The organism is Spirosoma foliorum, assembly GCF_014117325.1.
In the GTDB taxonomy this organism is placed as follows: Bacteria; Bacteroidota; Bacteroidia; order Cytophagales; family Spirosomataceae; genus Spirosoma; species Spirosoma foliorum.
This window is the reverse complement of record NZ_CP059732.1, coordinates 5,993,211-6,014,621: the sequence shown is the minus strand read 5'-3', so window position 1 is coordinate 6,014,621 and position 21,411 is coordinate 5,993,211. Positions and strand designations below refer to the sequence as shown.

The 21,411-nt window shown below is 46.8% G+C and carries 16 protein-coding genes; 13 read left to right on the top strand and 3 right to left on the bottom strand.

Features of this window, described 5'->3' with window-relative positions:
* Nucleotides 1-63 precede the first annotated feature (63 nt).
* The 5 genes from H3H32_RS25400 (at nt 64) to H3H32_RS25385 (ending at nt 5,913) form a co-directional block, all read left to right on the top strand.
* A complete protein-coding gene (locus H3H32_RS25400) occupies nt 64-2,031 on the top strand; it encodes a KUP/HAK/KT family potassium transporter (protein WP_182458562.1) in 1,968 nt (655 codons plus the stop codon).
* Between the two features lie 65 nt (nt 2,032-2,096).
* Nucleotides 2,097-3,953 (top strand): ATP-binding protein, encoded by a 1,857-nt coding sequence (locus H3H32_RS25395; RefSeq protein WP_182458561.1) that lies wholly within the window; start codon nt 2,097-2,099, stop codon nt 3,951-3,953.
* Between the two features lie 115 nt (nt 3,954-4,068).
* Entirely contained in the window at nt 4,069-4,638 is a 570-nt protein-coding gene (locus H3H32_RS25390; protein WP_240543485.1) for a ThuA domain-containing protein, read from the top strand.
* Complete coding sequence (locus tag H3H32_RS37605) at nt 4,631-4,906, top strand: hypothetical protein (RefSeq protein WP_508614165.1); 276 nt, start codon at nt 4,631-4,633, stop codon at nt 4,904-4,906. Before H3H32_RS25390 ends, H3H32_RS37605 begins: the two co-directional genes overlap by 8 nt.
* An 83-nt stretch (nt 4,907-4,989) precedes the next feature.
* The gene (locus H3H32_RS25385; protein ID WP_182458560.1) at nt 4,990-5,913 is read left to right on the top strand and encodes an SMP-30/gluconolactonase/LRE family protein; all 924 of its coding nucleotides are present in this window, start codon (nt 4,990-4,992) and stop codon (nt 5,911-5,913) included.
* A gap of 102 nt (nt 5,914-6,015) precedes the next feature.
* On the opposite strand, the gene H3H32_RS25380 is transcribed toward H3H32_RS25385, so the two are convergent.
* Together H3H32_RS25380 and H3H32_RS25375 are read right to left on the bottom strand one after the other, a co-directional pair.
* Complete coding sequence (locus tag H3H32_RS25380) at nt 6,016-8,226, bottom strand: penicillin acylase family protein (protein WP_182458559.1); 2,211 nt, start codon at nt 8,224-8,226, stop codon at nt 6,016-6,018.
* A 250-nt stretch (nt 8,227-8,476) separates the two neighbouring features.
* On the bottom strand, nt 8,477-9,325 hold the full coding sequence (locus H3H32_RS25375; protein ID WP_182458558.1) for an SDR family oxidoreductase: 849 nt from the start codon (nt 9,323-9,325) through the stop codon (nt 8,477-8,479).
* Between the two features lie 96 nt (nt 9,326-9,421).
* On the opposite strand from H3H32_RS25375, the gene H3H32_RS25370 reads away from it, so the two are divergent.
* The 8 genes from H3H32_RS25370 (at nt 9,422) to H3H32_RS25335 (ending at nt 20,242) form a co-directional block, all read left to right on the top strand.
* Nucleotides 9,422-9,874, top strand: a complete 453-nt coding sequence (locus H3H32_RS25370) for a winged helix-turn-helix transcriptional regulator (RefSeq protein WP_182458557.1) — start codon at nt 9,422-9,424, stop codon at nt 9,872-9,874.
* Nucleotides 9,875-10,121: 247 nt separating this feature from the next.
* Complete coding sequence (locus H3H32_RS25365) at nt 10,122-10,679, top strand: RNA polymerase sigma factor (protein WP_182458556.1); 558 nt, start codon at nt 10,122-10,124, stop codon at nt 10,677-10,679.
* Complete coding sequence (locus H3H32_RS25360) at nt 10,651-11,367, top strand: hypothetical protein (protein WP_182458555.1); 717 nt, start codon at nt 10,651-10,653, stop codon at nt 11,365-11,367. Before H3H32_RS25365 ends, H3H32_RS25360 begins: the two co-directional genes overlap by 29 nt.
* 2 nt (nt 11,368-11,369) lie before the next feature.
* Nucleotides 11,370-12,488, top strand: a complete 1,119-nt coding sequence (locus H3H32_RS25355; protein ID WP_182458554.1) for a hypothetical protein — start codon at nt 11,370-11,372, stop codon at nt 12,486-12,488.
* A gap of 132 nt (nt 12,489-12,620) precedes the next feature.
* Nucleotides 12,621-13,307 carry a hypothetical protein gene (locus H3H32_RS25350; protein ID WP_182458553.1) on the top strand — a complete coding sequence of 229 codons (687 nt, stop codon included), beginning with the start codon at nt 12,621-12,623 and terminating at the stop codon, nt 13,305-13,307.
* A gap of 93 nt (nt 13,308-13,400) precedes the next feature.
* Nucleotides 13,401-13,994, top strand: coding sequence for a YbhB/YbcL family Raf kinase inhibitor-like protein (locus H3H32_RS25345; protein WP_182458552.1), 594 nt, complete (start codon nt 13,401-13,403; stop codon nt 13,992-13,994).
* A gap of 348 nt (nt 13,995-14,342) precedes the next feature.
* Nucleotides 14,343-16,910 (top strand): TonB-dependent receptor, encoded by a 2,568-nt coding sequence (locus H3H32_RS25340; protein ID WP_182458551.1) that lies wholly within the window; start codon nt 14,343-14,345, stop codon nt 16,908-16,910.
* 467 nt (nt 16,911-17,377) lie between these two features.
* Nucleotides 17,378-20,242: a TonB-dependent receptor gene (locus H3H32_RS25335; RefSeq protein ID WP_182458550.1), complete on the top strand. Its 2,865-nt coding sequence runs from the start codon at nt 17,378-17,380 to the stop codon at nt 20,240-20,242.
* 47 nt (nt 20,243-20,289) lie between these two features.
* On the opposite strand, the gene H3H32_RS25330 is transcribed toward H3H32_RS25335, so the two are convergent.
* Nucleotides 20,290-21,288 (bottom strand): sulfite exporter TauE/SafE family protein, encoded by a 999-nt coding sequence (locus H3H32_RS25330; protein WP_182458549.1) that lies wholly within the window; start codon nt 21,286-21,288, stop codon nt 20,290-20,292.
* Nucleotides 21,289-21,411: the final 123 nt, after the last annotated feature.

The window sequence follows — 21,411 nt, the reverse complement described above, 5'->3', positions numbered from 1 at the left end:
AAAATCAAAACAACGCAAGAGTGCTGTAGTTTTGAGGGTAACTAATTCTGCACGATTGGCTTCATGTCTACATCTCATTTATCAATAAATAAAGTATCGGCCCAAGGGCTACTGGTTGCCATCGGCATTGTGTTCGGTGATATTGGGACATCGCCCCTGTACACCCTGGCGGCAGTTATGCGCGGCAAAGACCTGACCGAAACGCTGGTGCTTGGGACATTGTCGTGCGTAATCTGGACGCTCACTCTACAAACGACAATCAAGTACGTAATCATTACCCTGGAGGCCGATAACAAAGGGGAAGGCGGTATCTTCTCACTCTACACCCTTGTCCGGCGATTTACGGGAAAATGGTTGTTATACCCCGCCGTTATTGGGGGTTCCTTTCTGCTCGCCGATGGGCTCATTACGCCACCAATTTCGGTTTCGTCGGCTATTGAAGGCTTGCTTATTTTTTACCCGCATCTCGATACAGTTCCTATTGTTATTGGAATTCTGGTTGCTCTTTTTGTGAGCCAGCAATTTGGTACTCAGCAATTAGGCAAGCTATTCGGACCAATCATGCTGGTTTGGTTTTCGTTTATTGGGGTGATCGGTTTTCTGGCCTTACTTCACCAGCCATCTGTATTGAAGGCATTGAATCCGGTTTGGGCGTTTCGCCTGATAGCGGAGTATCCGGGCGGATTCTGGCTGCTGGGTGGGGTCTTTCTCTGTACAACTGGTGCCGAAGCGTTGTACTCCGACATGGGGCACTGCGGACGAGGGAACATTCGGGCAAGTTGGGCCTATGTGAAGATAACCTTGCTGTTGTCATATGCCGGGCAGTCGGCTTGGTTGATGCAACATCTTGGCAATCGTATCAGCGAAACAAGTCCGTTTTACTCCATTGTACCAACCCCGCTGGTTGTATTCAGTATCGGACTGGCTACGCTGGCCACCATTATTGCTTCACAAGCGCTGATTAGCGGGTCGTTCACGCTAGTAGGGGAGGCCATGCGCCTGAATCTGTGGCCTCGTCAGCGGGTCGTTTATCCCTCCGATTTTCGCGGACAATTGTATGTACCGTTCGTGAACTGGGGGCTCATGACGGGTTGTATTCTGATGGTGCTCCACTTCCGGGAATCTAAAAATATGGAAGCCGCTTTTGGCTTGGCCGTTACGCTGACTATGCTGATGAGTACGGTGCTGATGAGTACTTATCTGCGGGTAAAACGTGTAAATCCCATCCTGATCGTTTTAATTACCGGCGTGTTCCTCGCCGTTGAAACGACGTTCCTGAGTGCCAATCTGGTGAAGTTCGAAGAAGGGGGCTGGATCTCGGTTACGATGGGCCTGTTGCTCATGGCCATGATGCTGTTCTGGCATCGGGGCGAAACTATTAAAGCCCAACTCATTCGCTACGATTCGCTGCCGGATAATCTTCCGCTATTGAAAAAACTGAGCAATGACTTTGAGATTCCCAAATTTGCCACTCATTTAGTGTATATGACCACAGCTGAAGACGCCCGTAAAATTGAGGCCGAAACGCTGTATTCAATCCTGAATCGAGCTCCAAAACGAGCGGATATTTACTGGTTTTTGCACGTATGTGTTGAAGATGAGCCGTATGTGATGCGTTATAAAGTAGATACGCTTGCGCATGAAGACGTGTATTTCATAACGTTTTACCTGGGATTCCGGGTGCAGCCGCGTATCAATCTTTTGTTCAGAATGGTAGTAGAAGATATGGTGAAAAACAAAGAGGTAACCATTGATAGTCGGTATCAATCGCTGAATATTCATCGGGTTCCAGGCGATTTTCGATTTGTGTTGTTCCGGTCATTTCTGTCATATGAGAACGATCTTCCCATAGGCTCCCAATTAATTATGACGGGCTATTTCTTCTTAAAATCGATCGCCTTGCCTCCCCAGGCAGCGTATGGTCTGGATACAAGCAATGTTGTCATTGAAGATGTACCGCTAGTGCTAACTCCGCCCAATAACATCCGACTCGTACGCGTGAAGCCCAAACACGAAGCACCTACAGAGTAGTTTAGCAGCTAGCCTCCTTATAAATTTTCAGGACTAGAAACTGACCTGATTATACGCTCATAGCCATGTCGATTAAAAGTAAAATAGGGGCTGCCCTGGGCTTCATGTTTGCCGTCATTCTGGCAATTGGCGGGTTGGGTGTTTACTATTTAAATGAGTTATCGAACGATACGCAGGCCATTTTAAAAGACAACTACATCTCGCTCGAATATACCAGTAGTATGCAAAAGGCATTGGCGATGCTCACCGAGTTACCGAAACCCGATCCTGACGCAATCACCGATTTCGAACGCAATCTGAAAAAACAGGAGACCAATCTGACTGAAGTTGGTGAGCAGGAACTAACCAGCAACCTGAAGCGAGAATTCAAACGGCTGAGATCGGGCCTTGTTGATTCGGCAACGCTGTTTCGCCTTCGCCAGAATCTGTTTGCCCTGGACGACATAAACCGGCAGGCCATTATCCGTAAGAATGAACAGGCTAAACAAACGGCGAAAGATGCGCTGTTATGGCTGTCGGTTGTGGGTACAGCCTGTTTTCTCATTCTATTCTCGTTTGTCCTGAATATTCCGGGTTATATCGCAAACCCATTGCGCGAACTCACACAAGGGCTTCGACAGGTGACCAAGCGGAACTTTGAAGAACGGCTGCACATCGATTCCAGCGATGAGTTTGGCGAACTGGCCCGAACATTCAACTCAATGGCACAAAAGCTGGATGAATATGAACATTCCAATCTGGCCAGTGTATTGTTCGAAAAACGGCGGATCGACACGCTCATTCGAATTATGAGCGAGGGCATTGTAGGCATGGATGAAAACAAACGGATTCTGTTTGCCAATCCAGTAGCCTGTCGATTGCTGGGTATCGACGAAGCGAATTTGCTTGGCCAATATGCCCCGGATATTGCAGCGTCAAATGATTTGATGCGGACGCTCATTCAGGATATTATGGTCGAAAAGTCCACGACCTCTGAAAAGAATGGATACCTTAAGATCTATGATCCTGGACTGGAGGGTTTTGGCCTGGAGGGGTCAGGTAAGGAGAGTTATTTCAATCGGCGAACGCATTTTGTGGAAGTGGTGCCTACCGGCGAAAGCCAGCCCCAGTTGGCGGGTTACGTGATGGTACTCGAAAATATCACCCCCTACAAAGAACTGGATTTGGCGAAGACCAACTTCATTGCCACTATTTCGCACGAATTGAAAACGCCATTGTCGAGTAGTAAGATGAGTCTTAAGTTGCTGGAAGATACTCGTATAGGTGAGTTGAATGACGAGCAGAAACAACTCGTTGGTAACGTTAGGGCCGACATTAACCGACTCCTGAACCTAACCGGCGAGTTACTCAATATGGCACAGGTAGAATCGGGGCAAATTCAACTGAATATACAAGCTGTTGCCCCTACTGATATTGTTAAATACGCCACGAACGCGCTTCGGGTACAAGCTGAAAACAAACGAATTACGCTTAAGCTAGACGTAGGTGCAGGGCTTCCGCCCGTATCGGCCGACCCCGATAAGGCTTCATGGGTATTAGTTAATTTTCTTTCCAACGCCATCCGGCATAGCCGGGAAGATAGCATCATTGACGTATCGGCGCAGTTAATCGACAGTACCGTGGAGTTTCGGGTTCGCGATTATGGTCCAGGCATTCGGCCGGAGCATCGGGATCGGGTGTTTGACCGCTATTTTAAAGCGCATACAATGAGTGATTACCAGTTGAACGGAAAAACTGGTGGAACGTCTTCCGGCGAAGCGTTAACTGGCGAGCCATCGTCAAGTGGTACTGGGCTTGGGCTGGCCATTTCGAGCGAGTTCATCCAGAGTATGAAGGGGCAGATTGGGTTAGACAAAACCGTAACGAATGGGGCTGCTTTCTACTTTCGATTACCGTTTTTTCGACAGGATTTACAGGATTGACAGGATTTTATTACTGGCAATAATCTTGTTAAGCCTGTCGAAAAACACCTTTCCAGTCAGTCAAGCGTAGATAACCTAGTAGAGTTGCTTTCCTGTGTAAATCGTTAAACAGCTTATGAATCGATTTACCGCTATTGGATTGTCTACTTTGTGTTTACTTCTGTTCGTCGTGAGCGTTGGCTGGAGTCAGGATGTAAACTGGAAAAAAGTGAAGGTGCTGGTGTACACCAAGAACGGTAAGGGATACGTTCACGACAATATTGCCAACGCCGTGCTGTGTATCCAGAAACTTGGTCAGCAAAACGGATTTAGCGTTGATTCGTCCAGTCAGGCCACCGTTTTCACCGAGGCCAATCTAAAGCAATACACGCTCCTGATTTTCCCCAGTACAAACAACGATGTATTTGATACCGACACACAACGGCTGGCGTTTCGGCGGTACATCGAAGCGGGCGGGGGCTTTGTGGGTATTCACTCCGTAATGGGTACCGAGCGCAACTGGACCTGGTTTAAGCGAATGCTGGGCGGCACGTTTGCCTGGCATCCTAAATTCCAGAAATTCAAAGCCGAGATAATCGATACAAAACACCCATTGAATGCAGGGGCTGCCCAAAATCTGGGAAAAAGAGGACGAGTTTTATTTTACCAAAAACATGTCGCCCGGCCCAACGGTGATTATGGCTAATGACCTCACATCACTCAATCAGGACGAGCCCGAAAAAGTAAAGATGTTTGGCGGGAGCTATACCGAATTATATCCCTCGGCCTGGTACTATAATTTCGATGGTGGCTATACATGGTGTACAACGCTGGGCCACGCCAAAACGGATTACATGAGCGATACGACCTTTATCCAGCACATCTTTCAGGGTATTCGCTACGTAGCTGGGCAGGTTAAAAAGATTGATTTCAGCAAAGCCTACGCCGATTCGAGAGATACGCCGATTCGGTAAGTTGTGTTTATCAGGAGCCGAAAGGTTAGTTTTTAGTTTGTATAAGCTTACTGGATATAGCAAACGATTTATCAGTTTTACCTATGAATGATTATTGCAAAGCGGGATTGGTGCTGACCGTCATACTAACTATCTCCAGCAGTTTACAGGCTCAACAAAATGCTGGAAAAGGCCTTGATTCGATCAGCGTGGTGGCGCAGGGAGCTACGCTTCGCAAGGTGTCGGATCAGTTTACGTTTACGGAAGGCCCCGCCGTGAATAAGAAAGGGGATATCTATTTCACCGACCAGCCGAATGACAAAATATGGCTATATGACACCGACGGTAAACTCTCGTTGTACATGGATAAAGCGGGTCGCTCCAATGGGTTGTATTTCGATAAAAAAGGCAATCTGATTTCCTGTGCCGATGAAAAAGACGAACTATGGTCAATTAGTCCCGACAAGAAAATTACCGTTTTGCTGACTAATTTACAGGGTCAGCGTATGAATGGGCCGAATGATTTGTGGATTGATCCTAAAGGTGGGATTTACTTCACCGATCCCTATTATCAACGTGACTACTGGGAGCGGAAAAAGCCCGACATCGACGGCCAGAAAGTTTACTATTTACCCAAAGGAAAACAGGAAGCGGTACTTGTCGATGGCGATTTGAAACAACCCAATGGCATTGTTGGTACGCCCGATGGCAAATTCTTGTACGTGGCTGATATTCGGGATAGCAAGACCTATAAATACCAAATCAATGCCGATGGGACTTTGTCTAATCGACAGCTTTTTATTCCACAGGGCTCCGATGGTATGACGCTCGATAGTAAAGGCAATCTGTATATCTCGGGCCGGGGTGTTACGGTGTATTCGCCAGCCGGGGTTAAACTGGGCAACATACCGATTCCTTCACGTTGGGTTGGCAATGTTTGTTTCGGTGGCAAAGACAGGAAAACGTTGTTTATCACAGCTTCTGAGTCTGTTTATACGTTGCCTATGCAGGTGAAAGGCGTGGAGTAAAAGGCATCCAGTAGTTCTTCATAAAAAAGGGCCAGTCTCTACGACTGGCCCTTTTTTATGAAGCAAAGCCAGATTAACTGGATAGACAGCCAAAAGAGTTTCTTAGTTATCCCCAGGATGGTACGTTTTTTCGACGTGCTTCTGAATATCTTCAGCGTAAAACAACACATCTTTAAACTTGCCTTCGCAGTACATGGGTGCCTGATCGGTGAAGTGCTTATCACCGGGTTTGCTGCTCTGGCCACCCGTCACCACCGAGCGGGCTTTTACTTTTGGGCCAAACTCGACTACCGCGACAAAGCTGTTTCCTACACTGCCGTACCGTTTCTTGGTACCGGGATAGGTTTTAGCTGCAAAAGCTGCCAGTGAGCCCCAGGCTGAAGAGGTAAAGCCAACAGCGACGCTTGGCTGCCGATCGTCGTAGGTTTCCTGGATTTTGCCGGTTAAACGCTGAAATCGGTTGATGTCGCCCCAGGGTGTTTTCCAGGTGCCAAAGTCGCGGGTGAGGTCAGTTAGTACCTCGGCCAGCGCTTTTACCTTTTCCTGTGGTGTGGTGTTGCTGATGGTGTAGGCCGTGAGCGACAGGTTATCAAATCGCTGGTCGCCAGCCGCCCGACTCCGGGCTAATTTCTGGATTTTCTCGCCCCAGAAAATGGCTAATGTTTGCCCAATAGATGTGACTCCATACGATTTATCCCAGGCTTTCAGGATACCGATGGCTTCTGATAAATCCTTCGATTGGGTTGCGGCATCGACGGTCTGGTAGGCCGAAAGTAAGGCTGGAAGCAACTCATCGAATGCGGCCAGATGCGGATCGTCAGCAGCGGCAATCAGTGTATCGAGCGTAAAAATGGACTTCTGACTTAGCACACGCGCAGCATTGATACCCCGGTAATTTTGGGCGTCGGGAGCCATGTAAGCAGGATATTTGCTCTTGTCGGGGCTACTACTACCCGATACCGTAAAGGGCGTTGCATTGCAATTCTGAATCCAGCCACTGGCCGGATTGCGCACCTGAACAATTTCATCAACAGGGTGTAACCCTTTCCAGTCGGTTTCGGGATTACTGCCGTCAACCGGCTGATCCCAATCGAATTTCGGGTCTCGTTTGGGCATGAAGTTGCCGTGCCAGTAAGCGATAGTCCCATTTTTATCGGCAAAAATCGTGTTGTTCGAGGCATTCCCGTTGAGCTTCATCACCTCTTTAAAACTATCGTATCCGGTGGCTTTGGTTCGCAAATACGATTGCGACAGCGCGTTCAGAGGTGTATTCATCATGTCGATGGCAATCCATTTGCCATCTTTCTCGCCAGCAATAGGACCATGCTGAGTGAAATACATCGTAAAATCCTTATACTGCATCCCGGATACCGTTTTGTACGGAATTCGTACCTGTTGCGTGCGAACGGGTTTCAGGTCATTGCCATGCTTGTAAAATAGCGCATTGCCTTTCTTTTCGATGGTTTCCAGATACTCATCCATCGAATCGGCATAGCTGGTGGTGTGCATCCAGCCACAATTTTCATTGAAGCCCTGATAGATAAAAAACTGCCCCCAGGTCACAGCTCCGTAAGTATTCAACCCCGCCTGACTAATCATATGCACCTCCGACCGGAAATAAAACGACGTATGCGGATTGATAAGTAGCAGTGCATTTTTGGTCGCACTTTTGGCGGGGGCAATGGCAAAGCCGTTGGAACCAATGGATTCACGTTCGTAATGATCGCCGTTGTTGATCCAGGAGGTTGATTTACGCTGTTCATAAAAGGCTTTTAGTCGTTCGGTAGATACGACGCTGATGTTTCCACCAATGCTGCCTTCACTGAACATGAGCGGCATCCAGGGCTGAAATCGGGTTAACAATCTAGGCTTTACGGCTGGATGTGTATAGAGGTAATAGTTCGTTCCATCGGCAAAGGCATCCAGCAATTGTTTCATCCAGAGCGGGCTCTTTTTATAAATGGCGATAGCCTGAGTCGTATCCAGAAAGAGTCGCGCCCGCAGGTCGTGGTAGATCGCTGATTCGCCTTCTACTTCGGCCAGACGCCCGGTCGATGTGATGTAGTTTTCTTCCACCCGCGCAAAATCATCTTCGCACTGCGTATACAGAAGCCCAAAAACGACGTTGGCGTCCGTTTTTCCATAAATGTGCGGAACTCCCCAGGTATCACGCGTAATGGTCACCTGCCTGGCCTGTTGCTGCCAGCGGGCTATGTCGGCTTTGGTAAAGGGTTGAGCTTGTAATTCAGACGAAAGTAGGGCTGTCAGAAAAACAAGAACAAAACGGAGGAATGGCGATTGAGCGTAATTCATTGATGAAAGCTAAAATAGATGGATTGTATGGCAAAAATAGCCTTTCCTGATAGCATAAACTGCATAACCGGGAATATACGTTCTATTTGCGCTGTTTATGAATGAATTCAAAAAAAAACGTGGAATAGCCTGTTTCTGTCATTTCGACGTCAGGAGAAAGCTCAAGCTCGCTTAGTTAGGAAGTTTAAGATTTCTCCTGACGTCGAAATGACAAAAACAGGCAAAACGAAAAATTTAAATAAGTTTGACCCTAACCTAACGTTTTAAAGTAGTCTTGTAAACTGACGGGTTCACGGCCCAACAACTTAGCGAGCGTTGGCGATGGCGTGTCAAAATCCCCTTTCTTAATCCCCTCAGCCATTCCGGCGTAAATCTTGACCGCAACGGGAGGCAGATGTTTTGCCAATTCGGCCTCGTAATCGCTACTTGGAATATCGATGTAGTCAACGGTTGTTCCAGCAAGGCTAATGCTATTGGCCAGATCACTAAACGACCAGGCGGTCGTTGCGCCAATATCGTATATCTGATTGTCGTGACCTTCGCTGGTCAATGCGTTAGCCAGTGCTTCTGCCATATCTCGGCGTAGAGCAAAACTAGTTTTGCCATCTCCGGCAGGGAAATAGAGCTTACCAGTTTTTGCGGCATCACCCACAACCATCGGCAAGACGTCCAGATAAAGGTTATTGCGGAAAATGGTATACGTCAGACCAGACTCCTTAATTAGGGCTTCGGTACGAAAATGGTCAACAGCGGGAGTGAAGCTCGATTCCAGTGATGGGTTTGGAGCGCTGGTATAGAAAATATGCTTTACACCAGCCTCTTTCGCAGCATTGATTACATTGCTGTGTTGAGTAACACGCTCATCGCCTAACGCTGCGCTGGAAATCAGCAAAAGCGTATCGACGCCAGCCAGACTTGTTACGAACGATGCTTTATCAGCGTAATCGCTCTGCCGAATGGAGATGCCCTTATCGGCAAAGTCGGCAAGTTTTTGGGGATCGCGCACAAGGGCAACAATCGATTCGGGAGTGGTTTTTCTGAGCAGGAATTCGAGCGTGGCTTTTCCTAAATGGCCAGAGGCTCCGGTAATTGCGATCATGATTGTTATTTTTAGTTTCTTAGTTACTTTTGGTAACTCAAAGGTATTTAGTCATTAGAAGTGCCACAAGAAGGCACTTTATTCTGCGTCAGGCACATGGAAAGAACTATTGTTGATTCTCAGGAAGATAGTGTACAGGAAAAGTTGCAAAAAATTTTAGAGGATGTCGAAGATGATGGCGGTATTTGTCCAATTCGGCACATTATGGCGCGATTTAGCGATAAATGGTCGACGTTATCCATTATTAATTTGGGTGAGGCTGGTACGCTCCGGTTCAATGAATTGAAGAAACGAGTCGATGGAATTTCACAACGGATGCTCACCGTAACGCTTCGAACGTTAGAGCGGGATGGTATCGTCACACGTCGGGTTTATCCCGAAATTCCCCCTCGCGTCGAATATCAATTGACTGATTTAGGGCAAAGTCTATTGGTGCAGATGCTGGCGCTGGGTGAATGGGCGAATACGCACAGTAATCAGATTCTGGAAGCCAGAGCACGGTTCGACGCTCGTGAGGGAAAGGTTATTGATTCAGTGTCGCTTAATTAACTGCTCACTAATGCGACGATGATAGCGCGAACGTCTACGTTCGTGCTGACTATTCTCCGGCCTCTGGCCGGGTTTGGTTTATTATTTTTCGTCCGGCCAGAGGCCGGAGAATAGTCGGTACGAACGTGGACGTTCGCACCATCTACACCATCTTGGCGTCTGTTTATAAAAACAGACGCTTTTTTTTGAACATCAGGCAACCCTTTGGCTGAACCTGGCATTTCTGTTAGTGAAACTAGCCAAACGTATGTCGAAGCAACTTGTTGAACAGTGCCAGCGAGGTAATGCCTTTGCCCAGAAACGGCTGTTCGATCAGTATGCTAATCGATTGTTTCGGGTGAGTTTACGGTACGTTCGGAATGAGCCAGAGGCTGAAGAAGTGCTGATGAATGCGTTTCTGAAAGCATTTCGTGGGATTGATAAATTCTCGTACCGAGACGATACTAGTCTGGATGCCTGGCTCCGACGCATCGTGGTTAATGAGGCTTTGCAGCACCTGCGAGCCAATCGGCACTTACCGCTTTTTCAGGCAGAAGAAGAAGCCGAAGAGCAACCTGCCGCAGAGCCGCTGCCTGATTCGGGGCTGGATGCCGAACGGATTTATGCACTGATACGAGAATTGCCGACTGGCTACCGAACGGTGTTTAATCTCTGCGCTATTGAAGGCTATACACATCGTGAGATTGCCGAGCAGTTAAGGATCTCTGAAAATACATCGAAATCACAGTTAAGTAAGGCGCGTGCGCTGTTGCAAACCTGGTTAACACAACATGGCTATGAAGCAGAAACCCGACGAATTTCCTGATCAATGGGTGCGGCAGACACTTAGCCAACTCCCCGATACACCACCGCCCGGCTCAGCCTTCAACTCGGAGCGTTTATGGGGCCAATTGCGACCCGAACTAGAGCAAACACCAGCTCGTCGGTTGACGGGTTGGGTATGGTGGGCGGCTGCCGCCTGCTTGCTGGCACTAGCTCTAGGCTACTTCTGGTTATATACATCGACTAGCAAACATAGTATTGTGGCTACTGGAAACCATAAACCTAAGAGGCTGTTAACTAACCAATACCAACCGAATTCTAGTGCTGATGTAGCCCGATCAAAGCCCGTAGTGGATGGAAAAGAAAAACCTGTTTTAGCCTTACAAAAGCACCGCGATCAGAAAGAAACACGAAAGGCCAAAACCACCCCATTCGTAACAGAACCCATAGAAGCGGTTGCCCAAACGACGGAAGTGCCCAGAAGTATAGAAGTGTCGCTTCTGGTAGAGTCGGAACCGGAAGCACAAAAGCCCAGTGTTGCGATGTCGGCACCGAAGCACCGATTTAAGGTTGTTCACGAAAACGAATTGCGGTCCGAAGAGGAAACGCGCCCTAAACTTTACCCCGCCGAAAATTTTGTCCGAATAGGTACTGGTGGTCGTGCCGAATCTGTCTCCGACGGAAGCCGCCCTGCCTTTACACTCCCATTAACACATAAACCAAACCAATAATCATGCGTCTATTTTGTTTAATTACTATGCTCCTGTTGAGCATAGTCAGGATTGCTATATCTCAATCGACAAGCTCACATCTATCCGAACCGAAAAGTCCGCTGCTAACCGAAACGGGCGCCAAACGAAAGTTTATTGGCCTTAACCAGATTGAAGTCGAGTTAGGTCAACGAAATACGCTCCTTATTGGATTTGACCGATACACGCAGCTGCTGGCCCGAAAAAATGTTGACTCTGTATTACGCTTGGTTATTGCCGACTATCATAAAGTAGAAGATACCACCCAAAGCCCAACTCAGGCGACTCACGCACTGGTTCGGCTTGGCGAAACAGATCGATCTATTGCCTTGCGTTATACTCCTCAGTCGACCGCGTCGTTTCGGTTTCGAGATGGAGATGAGCCTTTACAAATGAAGATCCAGCAGGACACACTCCAGATTGTCTGGGTATCATCCACGTCACAAGCCATTCCAGATGATTTTAGTATTTACCTATTCGTCAATAACCTCCGCGATATTGAGCGCCTGCTTAAAGAAGAAGGAGGTATTAATCAACGATTGCAACAGGCGATTGATGCAACACGAGCGTACAAAAACCACGACCTGACCAATCCTAGAATATCGTTTGCCTTAATTCAGGGTATCGATAACAAAACCAACGTGCAACGAGTTGGCCCGCCAGCTAGCCCATTTCTGAGTTTACAACCAGGAGTGGGCGTAGGATTGATTCGTAAACAATGGGTGCCGTCGCTCAATTTTGACGTTCAGCTGATTCCGAGTCAGTTTAAGCGTATTGGCTATCAGGTAGGCTATACGTCAAACTTCTTCTTTCAACAGGCAGCTGATGGTGGATTTCAAACGTTTCGAAACGATTTTCTGAGCGTTGGTATTGCTTTTTACCGGGCAAACAAGGGCAGCCGATTCACGAATTTTAGTCGTCAAATTGCTTCGTTTTACGTAGGACTACCTGTTTATCGAAGAGGCTCGTATTTTGATTCTAACACGATCCGATTTGGTGGTACAGTCTATCAGAATAAGGTATTTAAAGTCCAGTCAGACTTCTATATGAATGGCTTTTTTAAGAACGTAATTCCTGGATTGAGGCTAGTTGTAGGGCTCTAATTATCTTTGTGTTATCCCTTTGTAATCAGCGGTTTGTTGTGTATATTTACCTCCCCGATTTTACAACAAACAACTATATTAATGAGCTGGGTGTTGGTATCCTAAAATCAACAGTCTGGCTACTCAAGCCGCATGAAAAAAGGACGTTCGAATCCAGGTCAGCTCCAGATCGATTTTCTGGCCGCTTTCCGCCAAATACTGATTAGTCTGGGCAACTCCGATAACTTACCTGTTAACGAGAGTCTGTTTATGCGTATGACCGATCAGTGGGAAAATACGCGTGCCATGCCTGCTACGCTTTTATTTCACAAAAGCCCCGTTGAAGCCGTTGTGTTTCGGCTACAGAAAACCGATGAGCGACTACGTTTTCCGGATGAATTTATTGCCGGTGAAATTAGGGGCGAACAGGGGCTGACGGGCTTTTCGGGTAAATTTCGTGAGCAGGGGTGGGTTATTTTGCCAGCCGAATTGTCGGCTATGTATAAAAACCTCTTTCTGAATATTTTAACAGCCTCCGTTGGTCTTGAGTATCTGTTTCCGGTACGAAAAGAATTACTGGCCGAAGCTGAACGTGTGGCGCTGGCAGCTATGCTTCCCGAAACAGAAGTGCGTAAATTCTTCGGTCTGCGATTAACCCGGTTTCCGGATAGTTTCCGAAGCGAAGTGGCTAATTATTTTAATATGCCATTCGATTATGTGCTGAAACGTGCTAATCATCTAGGAATGGTATCGGAGCAAGTAATTGAAGAAGCGCTTACCAGTGCGGGCCCGTTGCGCTCAACCATTTTACGTCGCCCACAAAGTAGTCGGGCTGCTTAATCAACTAGAGATTATTTAGTGCGTAAGTAGTTGATTTTAAACTTTTTTAGGAACAGTCGGTTAGATGCGCGTGTGCATTTAACCGACTTTTTTATGCGTAACTATTGGCGACTCCCGGTGGGCTTGCTACTACTCGTTAGTCTGGTAGTACTGATCATGCACATTCGGGCAAAAACTGGTCGACAGAGTGAGGAAGAAAATCTTGCCACACTCAAAAAAAATATAACGCTTTCGAGTCGTTCCTTTCCACCAAACGGAGATATACCCGAGGATTGCAGTTGTCGGGGAAAGGGCATATCGCCTGCTTTGATGTGGGAAACAGATCAACCTGCGGTTGAATCCTATGTGATTCTGGCAACTGACTATGATGTTCCCACGCCTGCTTTTCCCGTGTTTAACTTGTCGCACTGGACTATATATAATTTGCCCGGCTCGGTGCATAGTATACCCGAAGCCGTTAGCGATGAGCAGATGCATATGCTGGGCGGTAAGGTTGGTAAAAACTCAATAGGTAATCAGGCATTTATGGCTGCCTGCCCGCCCGCAGGTCGACATGCGTATGTGTTTCGAATCTACGCACTTGATCAACTACTTTCCTTTTCAGCTGTTCCGGATAAACATGCGCTTCTCGATGCGATGAGTGGTCATATAGTAGGCTATGGCGAACTGACGGGCTATTTTCAGTAGCGAATTTAGAGCAGAAAAGACCATCCAGTTTACTCTAATTGGTCTCTGTATATTGACTATACTATCCGTATTGCTGGATAAAACCAATACTAAAGCCATCACAGTGTATAGATGAAGGCTTTTTATTGGCTTATTTTTAGTTTAACTATTTTTTAATCAAGAAAATCGATCGACCCAGGTGAATTTACTTCCTTTTATTTGGAAGTGACAGGAAGATACTGCTGTTTTGTATAACCTATTAATTCAATAGACTATAAGTACTAATAGTCTATCTACAACCGGGAGAATAGGGAGAATGTAGAAATATACATGCTCAGAACCACCAACAGCAATTAGTAATAAACCAGTATGAGACAAATTTTAACGTCAGTTTTTTTAATTGGGGCCATTCTTATCCCCTTATTTTCATTCGCACAAAATGCACCAGTTATAAATTCAACAGTGACTGGACGGGTGATTGATTCACGCACCAACGAAAATTTGATTGGGGCAACCGTAGTCATTAAAGGAACAACAAATGGCGGGGTTACAGATCAAAATGGAGAATTTAAGTTGTTGACCGCTCAAAAACTTCCGTTCACAGTCGTTGTCTCTTTTATAGGATATCAAACCAAAGACGTGATTGTAAATGAAGGTAATAACGAGATTAAACTTGATGAAGGGAGTAATCAATTAGCCGATATCGTAATCACCTCTCGTCGTCGTCAGGAATCGGCCCAGGAAGTTCCCATTCCGATTTCCGTTGTTAGTGGCAACCGTGCCGAAGATGCTGGCGCTTTCAACGTAAACCGATTAAAAGAGTTGGTGCCTACCGTTCAGTTGTATGCTTCCAATGCCCGAAATACAACGCTTAATATTCGTGGCCTAGGCTCTACGTATGGGTTGACAAACGACGGGATTGACCCTGGTGTTGGGTTTTATGTCGATGGTGTTTATTACGCTCGCCCGGCAGCTACAGCACTCGATTTTATCGATATTGAACAGGTTGAAGTGTTGCGAGGGCCTCAGGGAACGTTGTTTGGCAAGAATACGACGGCGGGGGCATTTAATATTACAACGCGTGCTGCTGGCTTTACCCCGAGCGGAAGTTTTGAATTGAGTTATGGTAATTACGGGTACATCCAGGCTAAAGGTTCACTGACGGGGCCACTGAGTAAAAAACTTGCTGCGCGGGTATCGTTTACGGGTACACAACGAGACGGGACGTTTTACAATGTACACACCCAGCTTCCCATTAACGACATCAACAATATTGGTGTGCGGACACAACTCCTGTACACGCCAAGCGATAATGTTAAAATCACGATAATCGGGGATATTTCGTCACAAAAACCGAATGGGTACGGTTGGCCGGTAGCCGGTGTTGTTCCGACCAAACGGGCTGCCTATCGTCAATTCAATGCTATCATTGCCGATTTAAATTATAAACTTCCGTATTCTAGCGCTTTCGAACGGATCGTTGATTTGGATACGCCGTCAAAAGCAGATAACAAGCTGGGTGGCGTATCTGTAAATGCAGATATTAAAATCGGAAACGGTACATTAACATCTACCACAGCGTGGCGTCACTGGCAGTGGACTCCGCTGAATGACCGTGACTATATCGGCTTACCTGTCTTTACGATTTCGTCCGGTAACTCGGTTCATGATCAGTGGTCGCAGGAAATACGCTATGCGGGTAAAATTACACCCCAATTGAGTGGTGTTGTTGGTTTGTTTGGTCTTTGGCAGGATCTGAAATCGGACCCCGTACAGACCGAAGAAGCGGGCTCGGCTCAATGGCGTTTTGCGCAAAGCTCAACGAGCGCACTCTGGAAAACACCAGGTCTGTTCGATAACTTTGGTATCCGGACAACCAACCGCATTCAGAGCACAGGACTAGCTGCCTTTGGTCAACTTGACTGGGCCTTGTCAGACAAATTCCACATTTTACCCGGTGTCCGGTATAACTACGACAAGAAAGTAGCCAACTATAAACGCGAAACCTACGGAGGTCTGCAAACAACAGATCCAGCTTTGCTAGCGTTAAAAAACGCAGTTTATACGAATCAGGCGTTCGATACAGACGTATCGGAGGGTAATTTCTCTGGCCAGGTCACTCTGCAATATAAAGTTGGGAGAGCCATCAATGCCTTTGGAACCTATGCGATCAGCTACAAACCTGTCGGCATTAATATTGGTGGATTGCCAACGGCCAATGGCCAAACATTGCTTGACCTGGCCAGAGTGAAGCCAGAGCACGTAAATCACTTCGAAGTTGGTCTGAAAACACGACCAACACCGAACTCTATCCTGAATCTGGTATTTTATAACACAGAAATCAAAGACTTTCAGACACAGGTACAAACGCCTGAACCGGGTGTAAACAGAGGCTATCTGGCCAATGCGGAGAAAGTGCGTGTGACGGGTGTTGAAGTCGATGGAAATGTGCGAATTGCCAATCGGTTAACGCTTAACGCAGCTGTTGCCTATACAGATGGTAAATACGTATCGTTTACGAATGCGCCGGTACCGCTCGAAGAAACAGGCGGTGATCAAGCTTTCAAAGACATTTCGGGTGGTGTGTTGCCCGGTATTTCAAAATGGTCGGGTTCAGTAGGTGGCGAAGTAACCGCTCCTGGACTGCTCATCGGTTTAAAAGGAAATTACTTCTTTGGCGTAGACGCTTTCTATCGGTCGTCGTTTTCGTCGAGTCCGTCGCCCTCTCAATATTTGAATATCGATGGCTACTCGCTGGTAAACAGTCGCCTTGGCTTTAGAGCTTCCAGTGGAATTTCGATTTTTATCTGGGCTAGAAACCTGTTCAACACAAACTATTATGAGCAGTTATTGGCAGCTCCAGGTAGTGCCGGGCATTATGCCGGTATTGTTGGCGATCCGAGAACATACGGAACTACATTACGCTACACGTTCTAGTTGAACTATCTTTCTCTTAAAATCAAACGGGTTGCTAAAGTTTAGCGACCCGTTTGATTTTAAAGAAAAGAAGATAAGTAGGTCGACTAAAATACAGTAGATTATTTTTTGTCCTGCTGACGAAGGAAGCATCTTTGGTAGCCGGATAAATAGCCTCACCCGAAGATGCTTCCTTCGTCAGCAGGACAAAAACGCCTTTTCAAAATAACCTAAGCTATTTATGCTTGAGTACTTAGAATATCAGGTATATATGAAAAATGGTGTGGATAGACAGATTCGGCCAATCAAAAATCAGGAATTGATAGGATGATTTTTGCCACAATTAGTCGATAAACGGGTGGCCAAATCATAAGTTTTTTCAATTAGCGGGAGCTGTTTACGTTATCAGAGGTAACGTAAACAGCTTTTCTGTTTTCTGTTAATTTTGTTTACCTTTCTTACAGTATTGCTTACTCAACACGTCCTATATGAGGCAACTCTTTCTTCTATCGACTTTTATGCTTCTGGGCGGGGTAACGGCTCAGGCGCAAATTAATATGGCTGGTATCGTAACCGATGATAAAGATCAACCTTTGTCGGGGGCTACCATACTAATCCGTGGAACGAACATTGGCACTACTACACAGAATAATGGACAGTTTGAACTAGAAACCAATGTCGAGCTGCCTTTAACCATAAGTGTCTCCTTTATAGGTTATCAGCGGAAGGATGTACTGGTACGCGGAAACAATTTCCGGAGCCTCACGGTGAAACTTTCCGAAGAAGTTGTTACCGTTATAACAGGCGAACTTGTTTTGGCGCCTAGCCGTGTTCCAGAAGACATCCAGAAAGCGGCTGTAACGGTCGAAAAACTAGGCGCAAAACAGTTTCAGCAGTCGCCTGCTGCTACGCCCTTCGATGCGCTTCAGAACGTAAAAGGCGTTGATTTCCTGACACAAAGCCTGGCATTTAAAACCGTAAATCTTCGTGGATTTGGTTCGAATAATAATAGCCGCTTTCTGCAACTGACCGATGGTATGGATAACCGTTCACCGGGTTTAGGGTTCGGTTTTGGGAACGTAGCGGGTATATCGGATTTAGATATCGATAATATTGAGCTGATTCCGGGGGCATCGTCGGCACTGTATGGACCCGATGCGATGCAGGGGCTCATGTTCACGTCGAGTAAAAATCCATTTACGTATCAGGGTCTAAGTGTTCAGTTAAAGGTTGGCGCTAATAATTTCGGGAAAGATGATTTTGGACCAAAAGGCTACGGCGACGTCGCCATTCGTTATGCGAAAGAAGTCAGCCCCCGGTTTGCGTTTAAAGTGAATTTTCAGCGGTTTAGCGGCACCGATTTCATTGCCGACGATTATAGCGATCGCCAGACTCGTTCGCGGGCTAACTTTTTAGCGACCGATCCGAATCGGGTAGGTATCGCAACGGGGATTGGCTATTTACAGAACAGCAACGCCAATACAAATTTTCAGTACGATGGCCTGAACATATATGGCGACGAAATAACCGCTAATGGCAGTGCATATACCTTCCCAAAAGACTATGCCAATGTATTGTTGCAGAATAAGTTAGTGACTCGTACAGGGTACACAGAATTAGAGCTGCTGGGAAATAATGGGAAGGTATTTAACAACCGGGCCAATGTATCGCTGCATTACAAGCTGCCCGGAAACATTGAAGCATCGGTAGGGTGGTATTACGGAAACGGCAATTTTATTCGTACTGCCAACTTCCGTGAATACTTCCCCGACTATCAGCGGCATCAGATTAAGGCTGAATTGCGGGGCGAAAACTTCTTTCTGCGAGCCTATACGACCCAACAAAAAGCTGAAGCCTGGAACATTGGTCAAATGGCTACTGCGATCAATAACAGTTGGAAATCGCTTGGGCAGTGGGCTGCGGAGTTTGGTCAGGTTTATATCGATAACAAATTTATTGTTGGCGACTCCCGCGCCACTGCCGATCGGGGGCGCTACTTACCTGGCTCAGACCGCTTCAATGCGGTGCGCGATGCGTTTGCCAAGACATACAATACCGATTCAGTTCCGGGGTATAGAGGGGCAAAAGGCCTCGGTTTTCGCGATAATTCGGCCTTATGGCATTATGAGGGCATGTACAATCTCTCCAAATTCCTGGAGGTTGCAGAGGTGATTGTAGGAGGGAGTATTCGACATTACGCGCTCAATACGGGTGGTACAGTCGTTGCGCTGAAACCAGACGGTTCAGAATATACCATCGATGAGTATGGCGCTTACATACAGGCTTCGAAAGAAGTGAAGTTAAGCATGGTAACCGTGAAGCCAACTGTAGCGGTTCGGTACGATAAAAACCAGTATTTAGACGGTGGTTTCAGCCCGAGGGCATCGGCGGTGGTCAGTATTGGCCCGCATAATTTTCGGGGATCATGGCAGTCAGCGTTTCGAAATCCCTCGCCAAATCAGTTGTTTTCTGTTCCCGGTACTGGTAAAGCGGGAGAAGTGGGTGGTTTACAGTCGGTGGCAGAGTCGGCCGGGTTGGTGTCAAATCCCGCTTACCTGGACAGCGACGTGAATGATTATTTAAACGGTCGTATCACCGAAGACCAACTTCGGGGTCGTGCTTATAGTCCCACTACTTTCAAGACGGAGAAGATCAAGACATGGGAAGTTGGCTATAAAACTTTGCTTAAGGATAAGCTATACATCGATGCAACGTATTTCCAGAGTAAATACTCCGATTTTATTGTTGCTCAGAGCTTTTATCAACCGACTACTGGTCAAATCTCCGATTTGACGACAAACGCTTATCGGGTGCTCCAAATCAATTATAACAACACCAACGAGGTTTTTGTAAACGGTTGGGCAGTAGGAGCGGAGTATGGTTTGGGCAAGGGGTTCAGCCTGAGTGGAAACTACGCCCATCAGGTTGGAACAGTAACGCTTCGGGATGCGCAGGGTAACGTAATTAATGATAATGCGGGTGCGCCCATTATTAAGCGGAAGATGAGCAACCCGGAAGTTGTTCAGAAAGGACGTAATTACTTCAACTCGCCCGAAAATCGCTACAACATCAGTCTGAACAATCCGCAACTAATAGATCGATTGGGCGCTACCGTCTCGTTTCGCTGGACGGAACGAATGTGGTTTGAACAGGGCATCACAGCAGGCGATGTGTGGTTGCCTGCCTGGACGAGTTTAGATGCTCAGGTATCCTACAAAGTCCCGGTCTGGAAATCGATTGTCAAATTGGGTGGTACAAACATCCTGAACAAATATTACTCTCAGGGCTATGGTCTGGCACGAATCGGTGGCTTGTACTACCTGAGCATTACGTTTGATGAATTGATGCGGTAGGCATCTGCCTGATTTAACGGAAGCAGGTGCCTTTCCTGAGGAGTGTATCAACTGGCGGCAGTACCTGTTCGTTGCGATCGGGCCAGTAACGCAAACAGACCTAGTCCTCCTCCAAGTGTACAGGCACAAAGCAACAGTTGGGGTAGCGAAGGTTTAATAACCACCATTGCACCAATAAACTGGACGAAAAGGATCACATACAACAGACGGGCAATCGACTCGCGTGGGAGTTTCGTAATGACAAACGCACCCAACGGAGCAAAGAAAACAACAATTGGGACGCATGCCAACCATAACTCGAACGATTCCTGACTAAAATCGTGCAGAACCTGAGCATGCAGAAAAAAGCCTAGTAACGTCTCTATCGTCATTATAATAACTGATGAGGGAGTTGCGACTTTTTCGTTCAACCGGTAGTAAATCGTGACGAGGCAAAACGTAAAAATGTTGATGCCCGTACCGAAAATTGATGAAATAACACCGCCCACAATACCAAATAAAGCCAATCTCCGCTTGTCAACGGGTAAAAAGGGTGTAATTGAATCGTGTACTTCGCGCTGTGGTCGGCGGTTTTCGCGCCAGAGCGTAATGCCGAAACTCAGCCAGAGTGATACAAAAAAGAGTTTCGCCATCACGGGCGACACCAGGGGCACTACATAATACGTTCCGAAAATCAATCCGAACACTCCGCCGAGTGTGACATAACGAATGTAATTCCAGTCTACCCGAACCCGAAGCCCCAGAATTAAGAGTGAGGCCGAGGTCATGCCAATACTCTGAATGGCAAACGAAAAATTGCGGGCTACAGGTGGTGGAATCTTTAATAGTAGCGTAAAAATCGGATATGAAATAGCCGCGCTTCCTTCCGGACTTGAACCTGCGATAAACGATCCAAATACCATTGTCAATGAAGCAGCCCATCGACGCGCCAGGAAGCTAATGTCGGGTAGTGATGAGATATAGTAAATCCAGCCGCTTAAGACACTGATGAGAAAAAGAATGTACAGGATCGGAATACGTCGGGCAGGCCGCGCAGATGTAGTCATGGTGGGGTACTGAAACTGTGAGTATTGGCAACGTAAATGATAATAACTAATAACCGGAACTGGTCGTGCATTTACCATGCCAGTCCCGGTTAAACTGTAATCCATAACTGTATTGATTGGCCG

What these genes read in the sequence shown, in the direction of transcription:
- H3H32_RS25400 (WP_182458562.1), top strand. Translation starts at nt 64, where the DNA reads ATGTCTACATCTCATTTATCAATAAATAAAGTATCGGCCCAAGGGCTA.
- H3H32_RS25395 (WP_182458561.1), top strand. Translation starts at nt 2,097, where the DNA reads ATGTCGATTAAAAGTAAAATAGGGGCTGCCCTGGGCTTCATGTTTGCC.
- H3H32_RS25390 (WP_240543485.1), top strand. Translation starts at nt 4,069, where the DNA reads ATGAATCGATTTACCGCTATTGGATTGTCTACTTTGTGTTTACTTCTG.
- H3H32_RS37605 (WP_508614165.1), top strand. Translation starts at nt 4,631, where the DNA reads ATGGCTAATGACCTCACATCACTCAATCAGGACGAGCCCGAAAAAGTA.
- H3H32_RS25385 (WP_182458560.1), top strand. Translation starts at nt 4,990, where the DNA reads ATGAATGATTATTGCAAAGCGGGATTGGTGCTGACCGTCATACTAACT.
- H3H32_RS25380 (WP_182458559.1), bottom strand. Translation starts at nt 8,226, where the DNA reads ATGAATTACGCTCAATCGCCATTCCTCCGTTTTGTTCTTGTTTTTCTG.
- H3H32_RS25375 (WP_182458558.1), bottom strand. Translation starts at nt 9,325, where the DNA reads ATGATCGCAATTACCGGAGCCTCTGGCCATTTAGGAAAAGCCACGCTC.
- H3H32_RS25370 (WP_182458557.1), top strand. Translation starts at nt 9,422, where the DNA reads ATGGAAAGAACTATTGTTGATTCTCAGGAAGATAGTGTACAGGAAAAG.
- H3H32_RS25365 (WP_182458556.1), top strand. Translation starts at nt 10,122, where the DNA reads ATGTCGAAGCAACTTGTTGAACAGTGCCAGCGAGGTAATGCCTTTGCC.
- H3H32_RS25360 (WP_182458555.1), top strand. Translation starts at nt 10,651, where the DNA reads ATGAAGCAGAAACCCGACGAATTTCCTGATCAATGGGTGCGGCAGACA.
- H3H32_RS25355 (WP_182458554.1), top strand. Translation starts at nt 11,370, where the DNA reads ATGCGTCTATTTTGTTTAATTACTATGCTCCTGTTGAGCATAGTCAGG.
- H3H32_RS25350 (WP_182458553.1), top strand. Translation starts at nt 12,621, where the DNA reads ATGAAAAAAGGACGTTCGAATCCAGGTCAGCTCCAGATCGATTTTCTG.
- H3H32_RS25345 (WP_182458552.1), top strand. Translation starts at nt 13,401, where the DNA reads ATGCGTAACTATTGGCGACTCCCGGTGGGCTTGCTACTACTCGTTAGT.
- H3H32_RS25340 (WP_182458551.1), top strand. Translation starts at nt 14,343, where the DNA reads ATGAGACAAATTTTAACGTCAGTTTTTTTAATTGGGGCCATTCTTATC.
- H3H32_RS25335 (WP_182458550.1), top strand. Translation starts at nt 17,378, where the DNA reads ATGAGGCAACTCTTTCTTCTATCGACTTTTATGCTTCTGGGCGGGGTA.
- H3H32_RS25330 (WP_182458549.1), bottom strand. Translation starts at nt 21,288, where the DNA reads ATGACTACATCTGCGCGGCCTGCCCGACGTATTCCGATCCTGTACATT.